Genomic DNA, 14,641 nt, shown 5'->3' with positions numbered 1-14,641 from the left:
GCGTTTCCGTACGTCGCAAGGCAGTCCTCGTGCACCTTTTGACGCGGGTATCCGTGCACGCGGTGTGCACGTTTAATGGAGGCGCTCGCGGTCGCCCCGGCCACGTACCCTCTTCTGTTGTGCCGAACGCCAACGAAGACAAGCCCAATGTCCTGAGCCAGGTGCAGCACCGCGCGGTGAGCGAACTGCTGCGGGTCGCGCCTGTCGCCGACGACCTCGCCCGCCGTTTCCAGGAGGCCGGGTTCTCACTGGCCCTGGTCGGCGGATCGGTCCGGGACGCGCTGCTCGGTCGGCTCGGCAACGACCTGGACTTCACGACCGACGCCCGCCCCGAGGACGTACTGAAGATCGTGCGCCCGTGGGCCGACGCCGTGTGGGAGGTCGGTATTGCCTTCGGCACCGTCGGGGCGCAGAAGAGCGGTTATCAGATCGAGGTGACGACCTACCGGTCGGAGGCTTACGACAGGACCTCGCGCAAGCCCGAGGTGTCGTACGGCGACTCCATCGAGGAGGATCTCGTCCGGCGCGACTTCACGGTGAACGCGATGGCCGTCGCGCTGCCGGAGAAGGAGTTCATCGATCCGCACGGCGGGCTGGAGGACCTCGCGGCGCGGGTGCTGCGGACCCCGGGTACGCCGGAGGCGTCCTTCTCGGACGACCCGCTGCGCATGATGCGGGCGGCGCGTTTCGCGGCCCAGCTCGACTTCGAGGTGGCTCCCGAGGTAGTGACGGCCATGAAGGAGATGGCCGGACGCATCGAGATCGTCTCGGCGGAGCGGGTGCGGGACGAGCTGAACAAGATGATCCTCTCCGCCCACCCGCGCAAGGGGCTGACCCTGCTGGTCGACACCGGGCTCGCGGATCATGTGCTGCCCGAGCTGCCGGCGCTGCGGCTGGAGAGCGACGAGCACCATCGGCACAAGGACGTCTACGAGCACACGCTGATCGTCCTGGAGCAGGCGATGGCACTGGAGGAGAGCGGTGCCGACCTGACTCTTCGGCTGGCCGCCCTGCTGCACGACATCGGCAAGCCGCGCACGCGTCGCTTCGAGAAGGACGGCCGGGTCTCGTTCCACCACCATGAGGTGGTCGGCGCGAAGATGACGAAGAAGCGCATGACGGTGCTCAAGTACTCCAACGAGCTGGTGAAGGACGTCTCACGTCTGGTCGAACTCCACCTGCGCTTCCACGGATACGGCACCGGAGAGTGGACGGACTCCGCCGTCCGCCGCTACGTCCGTGACGCCGGTCCGCTCCTGGACCGCCTCCACAAGCTGACCCGTTCCGACTGCACCACGCGGAACAAGCGCAAGGCCGCCGCGCTGTCCCGTGCCTACGACGGCCTGGAGGAGCGGATCGCTCAACTCCAGGAGCAGGAGGAACTGGACGCCATCCGACCCGACCTCGACGGCAACCAGATCATGGAGATCCTCGGCGTCGGGCCCGGGCCGGCCATTGGTCGCGCGTACAAGCACATGCTGGAGTTGCGGCTGGAGCACGGGCCGATGGTGCACGACGAGGCGGTTGCGGCGCTCAAGGAGTGGTGGGCCGAGCAAGGCTGAAGCTGTGAAACGGGGTGATGTTTCACGTGAAACATCACCCCGAGGATGCCGGAGGGACGGTGTTTCACGTGAAACACCGTCCCTCTTGGCGTCGGCCCTACTTCTTGTACTCCTTCAGGCAGAGCAGGAATTCGCTGCTCTTGTTGCTCTGCGTGTACGTGTACTCGAAGTCCTTGGCCTCGCTTTCGCACTTGCTGCTGGCCGCGACCTCGGTGGTGTACGACCCCTCGATCTTGGCCAGCACCACGTACTGAGCCTCCGAAGAGCTGCAGTCGACGACCTCAAGGTCCGGGCGGGTGGAACTGGTGCTGCCGCGGTGCATGCAGTCCCCGACCGCCGCCGTCTCCGCGTCATCCCGGCTGGCAATGTAGCCGCCGATGGCCACGGTTATAGCCGCCAGGACGATGACGATGTTCTTGATCGTCTTGAAGCTGAGCTTGCGGCGCGGCTGTGGCGGAACCGGTGCGTAAGGCGCCGCCCCCTGCTGAGGGAACCCGGGCTGGCCCGGCTGCTGCGGGTAGCCGCCCTGGGGCGGGTACGGTGCCTGGCCCTGAGGCTGACCGTAGGGCTGCTGCCCCTGGGCGTACGGGTTCTGGCCCTGGGCGAACGGGTTGCCCTGGGGCGGCGGAGTTGTCACTTGGGGGTCCCCCTAGAACTTTCGTGCGTGGCGCGAACTAAGCGCGGAAATAAGACGCACGTAAGTTATCGGTCCCCACTGACATCCAAGTAACTGGGAGTGGCTCTGTGTCATTGATGTGACACAGGCCGGTGTTCAAAGCGGGCCATAGCCCCAGCAACTGCCGCGTAGATGACGGCGACTGCGACAACGAGCAGTGTCGAGCGGCCGTCCGGCGGCAGTATCAGGGCGGCGACGCCGGCGGCACCGACGAACGCGACGTTGAACAGCACGTCGTAGACGGAGAAGATCCGGCCGCGGAAGCCGTCCTCGACCGAGGCCTGCACGATCGTGTCCGTCGCGATCTTGGCCCCCTGCGTGGTCAGGCCAAGGACGAATGCCGCCACCAGCATGGGAGTTGCGGCGAACGGGAGTCCGAGTGCGGGCACCAGGACGGCGGCCGCCCCCGCACACACCGCGATCCAGAGGCCGGAGCCCAGCCGTCCCACAGCCCAGGGGGTCGTCACCGCCGCCGCGAAGAAGCCGACGGCAGAGATCGCCAACGCCAGCCCCAGCAGGGCGAGTCCGTCATCGGCGTTCGAGGAGAAGGCGTACCGGCAGAGCATCAGCAGCGTGACCAGCAGGGCGCCGTAGCAGAAGCGCATCAGGGTCATCGTGAGCAGTGCCCAGACGGCCTCCCGCCGCGGCGGTGTGGCGAGATGACGTACCCCTGCCGCCAGGTCGCGCGCGGTGCCGGAGAGCGCCGCCGCCAGACGTGGCTGCACCAACTCTCGATCAGGACCCAGAAGTTCCCGCGACATGCGCAGTGACGCAAGTCCCGCGCACAGATACAGGGCTGCTCCCAGGAGCACCACGGCGGCATCGGAGTCCCAGGCCGCCAGCCGTACGACGAAGGCCAGACCGGCCCCCACGCTCGCGGCGAGCGTTCCGGCGGTCGGGGAAAGGGAGTTGGCGATCACGAGACGCTCGTCGTCGACCACGCGTGGCAGCGCGGCGGACAGGCCGGACAGGACGAAGCGGTTGACGGCGGTGACGCACAGGGCGGAGACGTAGAAGAGCCAGTCCGGGACCTCGGTGATGATCAGGACGGCTGTCACCGAGGCCAGTACGGTGCGTAACAGGCTGCCGTACAGAAGAACCTGGCGGCGGCGCCAGCGGTCCAGCAGGACGCCGGAGAAGGGGCCCACCAGCGAGTACGGCAGAAGCAGTACCGCCATCGCGGAGGCGATCGCGGCGGCCGAGGTCTGTTTCTCCGGGGAGAAGACGACGTACGTGGCGAGCGCGGTCTGGTAGACGCCGTCGGCGCCCTGTGAGAGCAGGCGTACGACGAGCAGGCGCCGGAAGTTCCGGAAGCGCAGCAGGACCCGCAGGTCGCGTACGACGGACATGGGGCACAGCCTCACATACGGGGAGGGCCCCCGGGGCGATGCAACCCGGGGACCCTCAGCAGCTCTGGCAGGAGCGTACTAGTGCGGCGCCGTCTGCTTAGCGCTCGACCTCGCCCTTGATGAACTTCTCGACGTTCTCGCGGGCCTCGTCGTCGAAGTACTGGACCGGCGGGGACTTCATGAAGTAGCTCGACGCCGACAGGATCGGGCCGCCGATGCCGCGGTCCTTGGCGATCTTCGCGGCGCGCAGGGCGTCGATGATGACGCCGGCCGAGTTCGGGGAGTCCCAGACCTCGAGCTTGTACTCCAGGTTCAGCGGGACGTCACCGAAGGCGCGGCCTTCGAGGCGGACGTAGGCCCACTTGCGGTCGTCGAGCCAGGCGACGTAGTCGGACGGGCCGATGTGGACGTTCTTCTCGCCGAGGTCCCGGTCGGGGATCTGGGAGGTGACGGCCTGCGTCTTGGAGATCTTCTTGGACTCGAGGCGGTCGCGCTCGAGCATGTTCTTGAAGTCCATGTTGCCGCCGACGTTCAGCTGCATCGTGCGGTCCAGGACGACGCCGCGGTCCTCGAACAGCTTCGCCATGACGCGGTGTGTGATCGTGGCGCCGACCTGGGACTTGATGTCGTCGCCGACGATCGGGACGCCCGCCGCGGTGAACTTGTCCGCCCACTCCTTCGTACCGGCGATGAAGACCGGCAGGGCGTTGACGAAGGCGACCTTGGCGTCGATGGCGCACTGGGCGTAGAACTTCGCCGCGTCCTCGGAGCCCACGGGCAGGTAGCAGACGAGGACATCGACCTGCTTGTCCTTGAGGACCTGGACGACGTCGACCGGGGCCTCTGCGGACTCCTCGATGGTCTCGCGGTAGTACTTACCGAGGCCGTCGAGGGTGTGGCCGCGCTGGACGGTCACGCCGGAGCGGGGCACGTCGCAGATCTTGATGGTGTTGTTCTCGCTGGCACCGATGGCGTCCGCGAGGTCGAGGCCGACCTTCTTCGCGTCGACATCGAAGGCGGCGACGAACTCGACGTCACGCACGTGGTAGTCGCCGAACTGCACATGCATCAGGCCGGGGACCTTGGACGCCGGGTCGGCGTCCTTGTAGTACTCGACTCCCTGAACCAGCGACGCGGCGCAGTTGCCGACGCCGACGACGGCTACGCGAACCGAACCCATTCCGGTTGCTCCCTGTGTGTACGAGTGAGGCCCTGACTGGGCTCTCACGTGGCGGTGTCGCCGGGCGAATCCGTTCCGGGGGTACCCCCGGAACGGGGCAGATCGCCCGGCTCTCCAGATGTGGTGTCCTGTGGAGCGGGCCCCCCGGAGGCGAAACCCTTGAGGTCCCGCCCGGCCCGCTCGCTCTCGATGAGCTCGTTCAGCCAGCGCACTTCGCGCTCCACGGACTCCATCCCGTGGCGCTGGAGCTCAAGCGTGTAGTCGTCGAGGCGCTCCCGGGTGCGTGCCAGGGAGGCGCGCATCTTCTCCAGGCGCTCCTCCAGCCGGCTGCGGCGGCCCTCCAGCACGCGCATGCGCACGTCCTGTGGGGTGCGTCCGAAGAAGGCAAATCGGGCAGCGAAGTGCTCGTCCTCGTACGCGTCAGGGCCGGTCTGCGAGAGCAGTTCCTCGAAGTACTCCTTACCTTCCGCCGTCAACCGGTAGACGATCTTGGCGCGACGCCCTGTGAGTGGTGCGGTGAGGGCGTCCTCGGGGGTGTTCCCCGGTTCCTCGATCAACCAGCCGTTGGCGACCAGCGTCTTGAGGCAGGGATAGAGCGTGCCGTAGCTGAACGCACGGAACACGCCCAGTGACGTATTGAGTCGTTTGCGCAGCTCATAGCCGTGCATCGGGGATTCGCGGAGCAGTCCGAGTACGGCGAACTCGAGGATCCCGGAACGTCGGCTCATCCCCTCGCCTCCTCGGCATATCTCGCGCTGATGTATCGACTCGATACATCACGACGATAGAACGGCCTTCCGGATGCGACAAGTGGGGGAACGGTGAACGGGATCACATCAACGATTCATGTGGAGCGAGTTGCCTGATTTGGGGTGAAGTTCGGGGCTAGGGGGGCTTTGACGGTGCGTAGTCTGTGCGCCATGCACACCACCGGGAACCGAGTGACACCTGAGGGCGTCGTCGTCCTTGGTGCAGTACGGGTGAATGCGGAACCGACCGCATCCGTACTTCGGGGGGACCGGAAATCAGCCGCCGTTGTCAGGCGCCCAGGGGTGCGCCTGCCCGAGGAGTAGTCGTTCGATGAGCGAGCACCGTCGCAAACCGCCGCAGCCGCAGGGAGGCGGACGTGCCGCGGCCCGCCGCGGCCAGCCCGGCTCGTCTCCCGGCCGCCGAGCGGCACCGCGAGGCGCCACCGGATCTCCTTCCGACTCGTACGGGTCGGGTTTCAGCGGTTCGGAAGGCGAGGAACGTGCCTACGGCGGTCGCGCCGAGGCACGACGCGCAGCCCAGAGAAGTGGAGGTGGCCGCCGTAGAGGGGCCGAGCCTGGCCGGGGTGGCCGCCGTGCCGCTCCCGGCGGGCCGAACGGTCCTGGGCGCGGCAGAGGGCGCGCGGCACCGCCGGGCAAGAAGCGGTTCGTCGACTATCCGCGCGCGGGCAAGTACGGCATGGCGCGCTGGGTGCCGTCGTGGCGGCTCGTCACGGGGACGTTCCTGGCCTTCATGGGCGGTCTGGTCGCTGCGGCGGGCATCGGGTACGCCATGGTGGGCATCCCGAAGCAACAAGACACGGCCCTGGCCCAGAACAACGTCTTCTACTGGTCCAACGACAAGCAGATGGCGTCGACCGGCGGTCAGACCAACCGCCAGCTCGTGAGCAACGCGGAGATTCCGAAGGACATGAAGGACGCGGTGGTCTCCGCCGAGAACGCGTCCTTCTACGAGGACAACGGCATCGACCCGGCGGGTATCGGGCGGGCCCTCCTCAACATGGCGAAGGGCGGCGAGACGCAGGGTGGTTCGACCATCACCCAGCAGTTCGTGAAGAACACCTACCTGAGCCAGGAACAGACGGTCTCCCGTAAGTTCAAGGAGCTCTTCATCTCCATCAAGGTGGGCCAACAGATGAAGAAGGACGACATCCTCGCCGGCTACCTCAATACCGCCTACTACGGGCGTAATGCCTACGGCATCCAAGCGGCGGCCCAGGCGTACTTCGGCGTGGACGCCAAGAAGCTCACCACCTCGCAGTGCGCCTTCCTCGCGGCCGTACTGAAGGGCCCGAACTTCTACAACCCCGACGGCGGTGTGGGAGCGGGTGCCACGGCGGCGGCCAACACCGAGCGGGCCAAGGAACGCTGGTCGTGGATCCTGGACCGGATGGTCGAGGTAAACCGTATGTCGGCGGCGGACCGGGCCAAGGTCGGCAGCTTCCCCGACTTCAAGAAGCAGAACTCGAACCTGTCCGGGCAGAGCGGTTATCTCATCGACATCGCGAAGGAGTACGTCGCCAAGAAGGCGGGTCTGTCCCCCGAGGACCTGGAGAAGGGCGGCTACCGCATCTACACGACCTTCGACAAGAAGAAGGTCAACGAGCTGGCGGCGGCCGTCGAGAAGACGCGGAAGAGCTTCCTCGACACCAAGAAGCGCGAGAAGGACAAGTACGTCCAGTTCGGTGGTGCGTCGGTCGATCCCAAGAGCGGAGCGATCGTCGCGCTGTACGGCGGTGAGGGCTACGACAAGGGCCACTACTCCAACAACGCCAACACGCTGGGTGTGCCGGTCGGATCGACCTGGAAGCCCATCGTGCTTGCCGCCGCGATGAAGTACGGGACGTACCAGACCGCCGGCGAGCCGCTGTCGCCGTTGGCCAAGTACAACGGCAACGACCTTCTCGAGATCAAGGATCAGAACGGCGATCCGATCATGGGGAACAACGGAAAGCCGTTCCGGCAAAAGAACGAGGGCGTCAAAGCCTGGGGCATGGTCACGCTCAAGAAGGCGATGGAGCAGTCCATCAACAGTCCGTTCGCGCAGCTTGGCATCGATGTGGGCCTGTCCAACACTCAGAAGCTCGCGAACGACATGGGCATTTCGTCGGGCTTCTTCGACAAGGCCAACATCAGGAACGTGTCCTTCTCGCTCGGTACGTCGACCCCCAGCGCCATCCGCATGGCCGACGCGTACGGGAGCTTCGCCAACGAGGGTGCGCACTACGAGCCGTACTCCGTCACCAAGGTGCTCAAGGACGGCGAAGAGCTCAAGGGGTTCGAGCCCCCGAAGAAGCAGACCGCCATGGACGCCAACATCGCGAACAACGTGACGGATGTCCTGGAGAACGTGGTCCAGAACGGCACCGGTAAGAAGGTCGCGGACATCGGGTTCCCGGTGGCCGGCAAGACGGGTACGACCGACCAGAACAAGTCGGCGTGGTTCGTCGGGTACACCAGGGAGCTGTCCACGGCCGTGACCCTGTTCCGGACGGACCCCGGCAAGGGCAAGCTGCTGTCCATGAACGGCACCGGTGGCGTGCCGTCCATCCACGGTGGTGACATCCCGGCTCAGGTCTGGAAGGACTACATGGTCGAGGCGATGAAGAGTTACGGCATCCCGGAGCCCTTCCCGGAGGCCGTACCCATGGGCGAGGTCATCAACGACACGCCGACGCCGACCGTGGTGCCGACGCCCACCGAGACTGTTGAGGAGAGCCCGAGCCCCTCGCCGTCGCCGTCCGAGTCGCTGCCGTCGCCGTCGCCGTCGACGACGACCACCTGTGGCGACTTCAGCTGGCAGTGCGACACCGCCAACGGTGGGCAGAACGGTGGCGCGGACGGGGGCGTGACCTCGTCGCCTACGCCCACGGTGACGGAGACGGACAACTCCGGAGGCAATGCCAACGGCAACGGAGGCATCTTCGGCGGGCCATCAGGCTGACCGACGTCTCACCTGACGAGAGAAGGCCGGTGGCCGGCACCCACGAAGCGGGGTGTCGGCCACCGGCCTTTGCCGCTTGTACGGCTGTTCAGCCCCCTTCTCGCCCCCCCTGGACGGGGAAGCGGGCGCGGCCTGTTTCACGTGAAACGTCGGTTTCACGTGAAACACTCAGCCGTCGCACCCAGGTCGTCCTCGCACCGTTCTCAGACAGGTACGGCAGGATGTGCCCCATGCCCAGTGCAGAGACGACGCCCACGAGCGTGCACGAGCCGGACTCGGTGCGGCCGACCAAGGCGGACGAGGTCGCCGCGAGCGGGAGTGAGCTGATCGGTGGCCCCATCGGACGGCGCGCCCTGCTCGGGACGTCCTGGTGGACTCCCGTGCGGATCGTCGCGCTCGTGGCGATCGGCATGTTCGCCCTCGGCCTGATCCAGAAGGCACCCTGCTACAACGGCGCATGGTTCTTCGGCGCGAGTTCGCAGTACACGCATGCCTGTTACTCGGACATCCCGCACCTGTACCAGGGGCGCGGCTTCGCCGACGGGCTGGTGCCGTACTTCGACAAGCTCCCCGGCGACATGGAGTACCTCGAATACCCCGTGCTGACCGGTGTGTTCATGGAGGTCGCCTCCTGGCTCACGTCGGGCAGCGGCAGCATCCAGGACCAGGAGCAGTGGTACTGGATGGTCAACGCCGGGATGCTGATGGTGTGCGCGGCCGTCATCGCTGTTTGCGTGACCCGCACCCAGGCCCGGCGCCCCTGGGACGGCCTGCTGGTCGCCCTCGCGCCCGCCTTCGCGCTGACCGCGACCATTAACTGGGACCTGCTGGCCGTCGCCCTGACGGCCGCCGCGATGTTGATGTGGTCACGCGGCCGCTCCCTCGCCTTCGGCATCCTGCTGGGACTCGCCACGGCCGCCAAGCTCTATCCCGTCTTCCTGCTCGGTCCCTTGCTCGTCCTGTGCTGGCGTGCGGGCAAGTGGCGGGACTTCGGGAAGGCGCTGGGCGGCACGGTCGTCGCCTGGCTGGTCGTGAACCTTCCGGTGATGCTCCTCGCATGGGACGGGTGGTCGCAGTTCTACCGGTTCAGCCAGGATCGAGGCGTCGACTTCGGCTCCTTCTGGCTGATCATGGCCCAGAACTCCACCGACCCGCTGAGCACGGAAACCGTCAACACGCTCGCCACCCTGCTGATGCTGCTGTGCTGTGCCGGCATCGCCGCGCTCACGCTCACCGCGCCGCGGCGTCCGCGCTTCGCGCAGCTGGCCTTCCTGATCGTCGCGGCGTTCATCCTCACCAACAAGGTCTACTCGCCGCAGTACGTGCTGTGGCTGGTGCCCCTGGCAGTGCTGGCCCGGCCGAAGTGGCGGGACTTCCTCATCTGGCAGGCGTGCGAAGTGGCGTACTTCCTCGGGATCTGGATGTACCTCGCGTACACGACCAGTGGGGATGCCCATAAAGGTCTGCCGCCCGACGGCTACCACTGGGCCATCGGCGTGCATCTGCTGGGGACGCTGTACCTGTGCGCCGTCATCGTGCGGGACATCCTCATGCCGGAGCGGGACCCCGTGCGTCGGGGTGGCGACGACGATCCCTCGGGCGGCGTGCTCGACCGTGCGGACGACGTCTTCGTGCTCGGCCCCGCGGCCCATCCGCCGCGGCACGCGGCCCACTTCGACGGGCCGCAAGTGGAGTGGGGCAAGCAAGAGACAACCGGAAGTTCGCTCTGAGCGAACAGCGTGTAGGTAGGGCACGCAAAAGGCCGTACACGGACTCTTCCGTGTACGGCCTTTCCTCGTTACGGCGTTGCCGAGCGGCGGTTGTTCAGTCGCCGCGGCGTTCGTTCAGCGGTCGACGAGCCGGTCGAACTGCGTGGTGGTGTGCCGCAGATGGGCGACCAACTCGTCGCCGACCTTCGGCTCGGGAGCATCCGAGGGGACGAACAGGATCGAGACCTGCATGTGCGGCGGCTCCGCGAACCAGCGCTGCTTGCCGCCCCATACGAAGGGAGAAAGGTTCCGGTTGACCGTGGCGAGGCCGGCCCGGGCGACGCCCTTGGCGCGCGGCATGACGCCGTGCAGGGCCTTGGGGGCCTCCAGACCGACCCCGTGCGACGTACCACCGGCTACGACCACCAGGAAGCCGTCGGAGGCCGCCTTCTGCTGCCGGTAACCGAAGCGGTCGCCCTTGGAGACGCTCGTGACGTCCAGGACCGCGCCGCGGTACTCGGTGGCCTCGTGGTCCCCCAGCCACAGCCGGGTGCCGATGCGGGCGCGGAAGCGGGTCTGCGGGAACTGCTGCTGCAGGCGGGCGAGTTCCTCGGCCTTGAGATGGCTGACGAACATCGTGTGCAGCGGCAGCCGGGCGGCACGCAGGCGGTCCATCCAGCCGATGACCTCCTCGACGGCGTCCGAGCCGTCGGTGCGGTCCAAGGGCAGGTGGATGGCGAAGCCCTCCAACCGGACGTTCTCTATGGCGGCGTGCAACTGCGGCAGCTCGCGCTCGCTCACGCCGTGCCGCTTCATCGAGGACATCACCTCGATGACGACGCGGGCACCGACGAGGCCGTACACGCCGTCCACCGAAGACACCGAGCGGATGACGCGGTCGGGCAGCGGCACCGGCTCCTCGCCGCGCCGGTACGGCGTCAGCACCAGCAGATCACCGCCGAACCAGTCCTTGATACGCGCGGCCTCGTATGTCGTGCCGACTGCGAGGACATCGGAGCCCAGACGCGTGGCCTCCTCCGCCAGCCGCTCGTGCCCGAACCCGTAGCCGTTGCCCTTGCAGACCGGGACGAGGCCCGGGAACTGCTCCTGCACGTGCTTGTGGTGCGCCCGCCAGCGCGCGGTGTCGACGTAGAGCGTGAGCGCCATGGCCGGACCTGGAACCTTTCTCGTGGCTGCGGTGTATCAGAGGTATGGAAGCTATCGCCGGTGCAGCTGTTGACGGTATCGAAGCAGAGAACGCGAGGTCAGCGACGCGACATGTAGATGTCGAGAGCCTTGTGGAGCAATTTGTTCAGCGGGAAGTCCCACTCCCCGAGGTACTCGGCGGCCTGCCCGCCCGTGCCCACCTTGAACTGGATCAAGCCGAAGAGGTGGTCGGTCTCGTCCAGCGAGTCGGAGATGCCGCGCAGGTCGTAGACGGTCGCGCCGAGCGCGTAGGCGTCGCGCAGCATCCGCCACTGCATCGCGTTCGAGGGCCGGACCTCACGGCCGATGTTGTCGGATGCGCCGTAGGAGTACCAGACGTGCCCGCCGACGATCAGCATCGTCGCCGCCGACAGGTTCACGCCGTTGTGGCGGGCGAAGTACAGCCGCATGCGGTTGGGGTCCTCGGTGTTGAGGGCCGTCCACATGCGCTGGAAGTACGACAGCGGACGCGGCCGGAAGTGGTCGCGCACGGCCGTGATCTCGTACAGCCGCTGCCATTCCTCGAGGTCCTGGTAGCCACCCTGGACAACCTCGACACCGGCCTTCTCGGCCTTCTTGATGTTGCGTCGCCACAGCTGGTTGAAGTTCTTGTGGACCTCTTCCAGGGAGCGGTTCGCCAGCGGCACCTGGTAGACGTAGCGCGGCTGGACGTCGCCGAAGCCGGCGCCACCGTCCTCGCCCTGCTGCCAGCCCATACGACGCAGCTTGTCGGCGACCTCGAAGGCGCGCGGCTCGATGAAGTCGGCCTCGATGTCACGCAGCCGCTTCACGTCCGGGTTCTGGATGCCCTGCTTGATGGAGCCCGCTTCCCAGCGCCGGATGATCACCGGCGGGCCCATCTTCACGGAGAAGGCACCCTGGTGCTTCAGATGCGCGAGCATCGGCTCAAGCCAGTCGGTCAGATTCGGCGCGAACCAGTTGATGACCGGGCCCTCGGGCAGATAGGCGAGATAGCGCTTGATCTTGGGCAGCTGCCGGTAGAGGACGAGGCCGGCGCCCACGAGTTCGCCGCTCTTGTCGAACCAGCCGAGGCTCTCCGAGCGCCACTCCGCCTTGACGTCAGCCCAGGCCGGAACCTGCATGTGGCTCGCCGACGGCAGGCTCTGGATGTATGCCAGATGCTGCTCGCGACTGATCGTCCTCAGGGTCAGGCTCATTCGGGGCGCTCCTCGGGCTGGTGTGTCCCCATGGGTACAGGGGCTCCGGCTCTCGCGCCGAAGCCTACTGCGCCTTGGGAGCGCTCCGGCTGGGCGTATGGAAGCTTCGCCCCGGCACTGTGGGTCGCCGAGGCGTTCGGTGGCGTTCTATTCACTGTTCTACCGGTGTTCGGAGGGCAGTCTCCGTGGCCGGTTTTTCGGAGGACGGTGCCCTGGCGTCAGAAGACCCCCCCGAAGAGGCCGCCGTGCGCCATGCCGAGGAAGAAGCCGACCGCCGAGGCGCCGAGGCCGATGATCAGCCCGAAGCGCTCGCGGGTCGTCTCCGAGATCCACTGGCCGTATGCGCCGGTGAGGATCCCCACCAGACCGGTCCAGGAGCTGAGCAGGTGCAGGTTGTGGAACATCGCTGTGACGAAAGCCGTGATGCCCAGCACCAGGGTCACCGCGAGCAGGGTGTCCTGGAGAGGGTGGGGTTTTCCGTCCGTGGCGAAAAGGCCTCCGACGGTGTTGGGTCGTATTGCCTGTGCCATAGGGCACCTCCTGCGGAAGGCGGCGCATCGTAGCGCCATACACACCCGATGTGTACAGATTGTCGGTGATGGCGCCCGGATTTCAACCGGACGCCGGTGTGCAGGTACTGTGTACCGTCTGCACCGGTGTCTGCCCGGGCCAGCTCGGGGAAACCGCGAGGTCTTCTCCGATTGTCAGTGGCGGCCGATACCGTTGCGTACGCATCACAACCCTCCTGCCACGGAACGACCGTGGCCGCTGAGTCCAAAGGAGGTGGGTTCCACATGCGTCACTACGAGGTGATGGTCATCCTCGACCCCGATCTGGAGGAGCGCGCTGTCGCCCCCCTGATCGAGAACTTCCTCTCCGTCGTCCGTGAGGGCAACGGCAAGGTCGAGAAGGTCGACACCTGGGGCCGTCGTCGTCTCTCGTACGAGATCAAGAAGAAGCCTGAGGGCATCTACTCGGTCATCGACCTGCAGGCCGAGCCTGCGGTCGTGAAGGAGCTCGACCGCCAGATGAACCTGAACGAGTCGGTCCTCCGGACCAAGGTCCTCCGCCCCGAGACCCACTGAGCTCTCCCGCTCAGCTGATCTCGGGATTCGAGTAGCAGCACAAGCAGCCAGCAGCAAACCCGCCGAGAGGTTCCCCCATGGCAGGCGAGACCGTCATCACGGTCGTCGGCAATCTTGTCGATGACCCCGAGCTGCGCTTCACCCCCTCCGGTGCGGCGGTCGCGAAGTTCCGTGTCGCGTCCACTCCCCGTACCTTCGACCGCCAGACGAACGAGTGGAAGGACGGCGAGAGCCTCTTCCTCACCTGCTCGGTCTGGCGTCAGGCGGCGGAGAACGTCGCGGAGTCGCTCCAGCGAGGCATGCGCGTCATCGTGCAGGGCCGGCTGAAGCAGCGGTCCTACGAGGACCGTGAGGGCGTCAAGCGCACGGTCTACGAGCTGGACGTCGAGGAAGTCGGCGCCAGCCTGCGCAACGCCACGGCCAAGGTCACCAAGACCGCCGGCCGCGGTGGCCAGGGTGGTTACGGCGGCGGTGGCGGTGGCGCCCAGGGTGGCGGCGGCTGGGGCGGTGGCTCCGGCGGCGGTCAGCAGGGCGGCGGCGCTCCCGCTGAGGACCCGTGGGCGACCGGCGCTCCCGCCGGTGGCCAGCAGGGCGGCGGCGGTGGCGGCGGCTGGGGTGGAAACTCCGGCGGCGGCGGCGGTGGCGGCGGCTACTCGGACGAGCCCCCCTTCTAGGCCTTGGGCCGAGGGGCGGGTCGTACCCAAACTTCTTGATCACACAGGAGAATCACCATGGCGAAGCCGCCTGTGCGCAAGCCGAAGAAGAAGGTCTGCGCTTTCTGCAAGGACAAGGTCACGTACGTGGACTACAAGGACACGAACATGCTGCGGAAGTTCATTTCCGACCGCGGCAAGATCCGTGCCCGCCGCGTGACCGGCAACTGCACGCAGCACCAGCGTGACGTCGCCACGGCCGTGAAGAACAGCCGTGAGATGGCGCTGCTGCCCTACACCTCCACCGCGCGATAAGGGAAGGGTGACCGAAA

13 protein-coding genes are annotated in these 14,641 nt (G+C 66.8%); 6 read left to right on the top strand and 7 right to left on the bottom strand.

Going from position 1 to position 14,641, the window contains the following annotated elements; all coding sequences use genetic code 11:
• Positions 1 to 119 precede the first annotated feature (119 nt).
• Complete coding sequence (locus tag AB5J49_RS23840; protein ID WP_369170641.1) at positions 120 to 1,562, top strand: CCA tRNA nucleotidyltransferase; 1,443 nt, start codon at positions 120 to 122, stop codon at positions 1,560 to 1,562.
• A 97-nt stretch (positions 1,563 to 1,659) separates the two neighbouring features.
• Here AB5J49_RS23840 and AB5J49_RS23835 read toward each other — a convergent pair whose 3' ends face one another.
• The 4 genes from AB5J49_RS23835 to AB5J49_RS23820 form a co-directional block, all read right to left on the bottom strand.
• Complete coding sequence (locus tag AB5J49_RS23835; RefSeq protein WP_369170640.1) at positions 1,660 to 2,199, bottom strand: hypothetical protein; 540 nt, start codon at positions 2,197 to 2,199, stop codon at positions 1,660 to 1,662.
• Positions 2,200 to 2,309: 110 nt separating this feature from the next.
• The gene (locus AB5J49_RS23830) at positions 2,310 to 3,587 is read right to left on the bottom strand and encodes an MFS transporter (RefSeq protein ID WP_369170639.1); all 1,278 of its coding nucleotides are present in this window, start codon (positions 3,585 to 3,587) and stop codon (positions 2,310 to 2,312) included.
• Positions 3,588 to 3,684: 97 nt separating this feature from the next.
• Positions 3,685 to 4,767 (bottom strand): inositol-3-phosphate synthase, encoded by a 1,083-nt coding sequence (locus AB5J49_RS23825; RefSeq protein ID WP_369170638.1) that lies wholly within the window; start codon positions 4,765 to 4,767, stop codon positions 3,685 to 3,687.
• Positions 4,768 to 4,811: 44 nt separating this feature from the next.
• Positions 4,812 to 5,495: a helix-turn-helix transcriptional regulator gene (locus AB5J49_RS23820; RefSeq protein WP_369170637.1), complete on the bottom strand. Its 684-nt coding sequence runs from the start codon at positions 5,493 to 5,495 to the stop codon at positions 4,812 to 4,814.
• A gap of 718 nt (positions 5,496 to 6,213) precedes the next feature.
• On the opposite strand from AB5J49_RS23820, the gene AB5J49_RS23815 reads away from it, so the two are divergent.
• Together AB5J49_RS23815 and AB5J49_RS23810 are read left to right on the top strand one after the other, a co-directional pair.
• The gene (locus AB5J49_RS23815) at positions 6,214 to 8,478 is read left to right on the top strand and encodes a transglycosylase domain-containing protein (protein ID WP_369170636.1); all 2,265 of its coding nucleotides are present in this window, start codon (positions 6,214 to 6,216) and stop codon (positions 8,476 to 8,478) included.
• Positions 8,479 to 8,708: 230 nt separating this feature from the next.
• The gene (locus AB5J49_RS23810) at positions 8,709 to 10,208 is read left to right on the top strand and encodes a glycosyltransferase family 87 protein (RefSeq protein WP_369170635.1); all 1,500 of its coding nucleotides are present in this window, start codon (positions 8,709 to 8,711) and stop codon (positions 10,206 to 10,208) included.
• Between the two features lie 114 nt (positions 10,209 to 10,322).
• On the opposite strand, the gene AB5J49_RS23805 is transcribed toward AB5J49_RS23810, so the two are convergent.
• The 3 genes from AB5J49_RS23805 to AB5J49_RS23795 all read right to left on the bottom strand — a co-directional run bounded on the left by AB5J49_RS23805 (position 10,323) and on the right by AB5J49_RS23795 (position 13,101).
• A complete protein-coding gene (locus AB5J49_RS23805) occupies positions 10,323 to 11,354 on the bottom strand; it encodes an alanine racemase (protein ID WP_369170634.1) in 1,032 nt (343 codons plus the stop codon).
• 98 nt (positions 11,355 to 11,452) lie between these two features.
• Positions 11,453 to 12,571 carry a peptidoglycan bridge formation glycyltransferase FemX gene (gene femX / locus AB5J49_RS23800; RefSeq protein WP_369170633.1) on the bottom strand — a complete coding sequence of 373 codons (1,119 nt, stop codon included), beginning with the start codon at positions 12,569 to 12,571 and terminating at the stop codon, positions 11,453 to 11,455.
• Positions 12,572 to 12,789: 218 nt separating this feature from the next.
• Complete coding sequence (locus AB5J49_RS23795) at positions 12,790 to 13,101, bottom strand: hypothetical protein (protein WP_369170632.1); 312 nt, start codon at positions 13,099 to 13,101, stop codon at positions 12,790 to 12,792.
• 264 nt (positions 13,102 to 13,365) lie between these two features.
• Between AB5J49_RS23795 and rpsF the strand changes: the two genes are divergently transcribed.
• From rpsF to rpsR, 3 genes are all read left to right on the top strand, one after another.
• Complete coding sequence (rpsF, locus tag AB5J49_RS23790; RefSeq protein WP_005482942.1) at positions 13,366 to 13,656, top strand: 30S ribosomal protein S6; 291 nt, start codon at positions 13,366 to 13,368, stop codon at positions 13,654 to 13,656.
• Positions 13,657 to 13,733: 77 nt separating this feature from the next.
• Positions 13,734 to 14,330 (top strand): single-stranded DNA-binding protein, encoded by a 597-nt coding sequence (locus tag AB5J49_RS23785; RefSeq protein ID WP_369170631.1) that lies wholly within the window; start codon positions 13,734 to 13,736, stop codon positions 14,328 to 14,330.
• A 57-nt stretch (positions 14,331 to 14,387) separates the two neighbouring features.
• The gene (gene rpsR / locus AB5J49_RS23780; RefSeq protein WP_003949403.1) at positions 14,388 to 14,624 is read left to right on the top strand and encodes a 30S ribosomal protein S18; all 237 of its coding nucleotides are present in this window, start codon (positions 14,388 to 14,390) and stop codon (positions 14,622 to 14,624) included.
• Positions 14,625 to 14,641: the final 17 nt, after the last annotated feature.

It is taken from the genome of Streptomyces sp. R28 (assembly GCF_041052385.1).
Taxonomy (GTDB): domain Bacteria; phylum Actinomycetota; class Actinomycetes; order Streptomycetales; family Streptomycetaceae; genus Streptomyces.
Note: the sequence above shows the minus strand (reverse complement) of the source record. Positions and strands in the feature narration are given on the sequence as shown.

Coding starts and splice junctions, on each gene's coding strand:
- AB5J49_RS23825 (WP_369170638.1), bottom strand. CDS start 4,767: ATGGGTTCGGTTCGCGTAGCCGTCGTCGGCGTCGGCAACTGCGCCGCG.
- AB5J49_RS23805 (WP_369170634.1), bottom strand. CDS start 11,354: ATGGCGCTCACGCTCTACGTCGACACCGCGCGCTGGCGGGCGCACCAC.
- AB5J49_RS23785 (WP_369170631.1), top strand. CDS start 13,734: ATGGCAGGCGAGACCGTCATCACGGTCGTCGGCAATCTTGTCGATGAC.
- AB5J49_RS23815 (WP_369170636.1), top strand. CDS start 6,214: ATGGCGCGCTGGGTGCCGTCGTGGCGGCTCGTCACGGGGACGTTCCTG.
- AB5J49_RS23795 (WP_369170632.1), bottom strand. CDS start 13,101: ATGGCACAGGCAATACGACCCAACACCGTCGGAGGCCTTTTCGCCACG.
- rpsR (WP_003949403.1), top strand. CDS start 14,388: ATGGCGAAGCCGCCTGTGCGCAAGCCGAAGAAGAAGGTCTGCGCTTTC.
- femX (WP_369170633.1), bottom strand. CDS start 12,571: ATGAGCCTGACCCTGAGGACGATCAGTCGCGAGCAGCATCTGGCATAC.
- AB5J49_RS23820 (WP_369170637.1), bottom strand. CDS start 5,495: ATGAGCCGACGTTCCGGGATCCTCGAGTTCGCCGTACTCGGACTGCTC.
- AB5J49_RS23830 (WP_369170639.1), bottom strand. CDS start 3,587: ATGTCCGTCGTACGCGACCTGCGGGTCCTGCTGCGCTTCCGGAACTTC.
- AB5J49_RS23810 (WP_369170635.1), top strand. CDS start 8,709: ATGCCCAGTGCAGAGACGACGCCCACGAGCGTGCACGAGCCGGACTCG.
- rpsF (WP_005482942.1), top strand. CDS start 13,366: ATGCGTCACTACGAGGTGATGGTCATCCTCGACCCCGATCTGGAGGAG.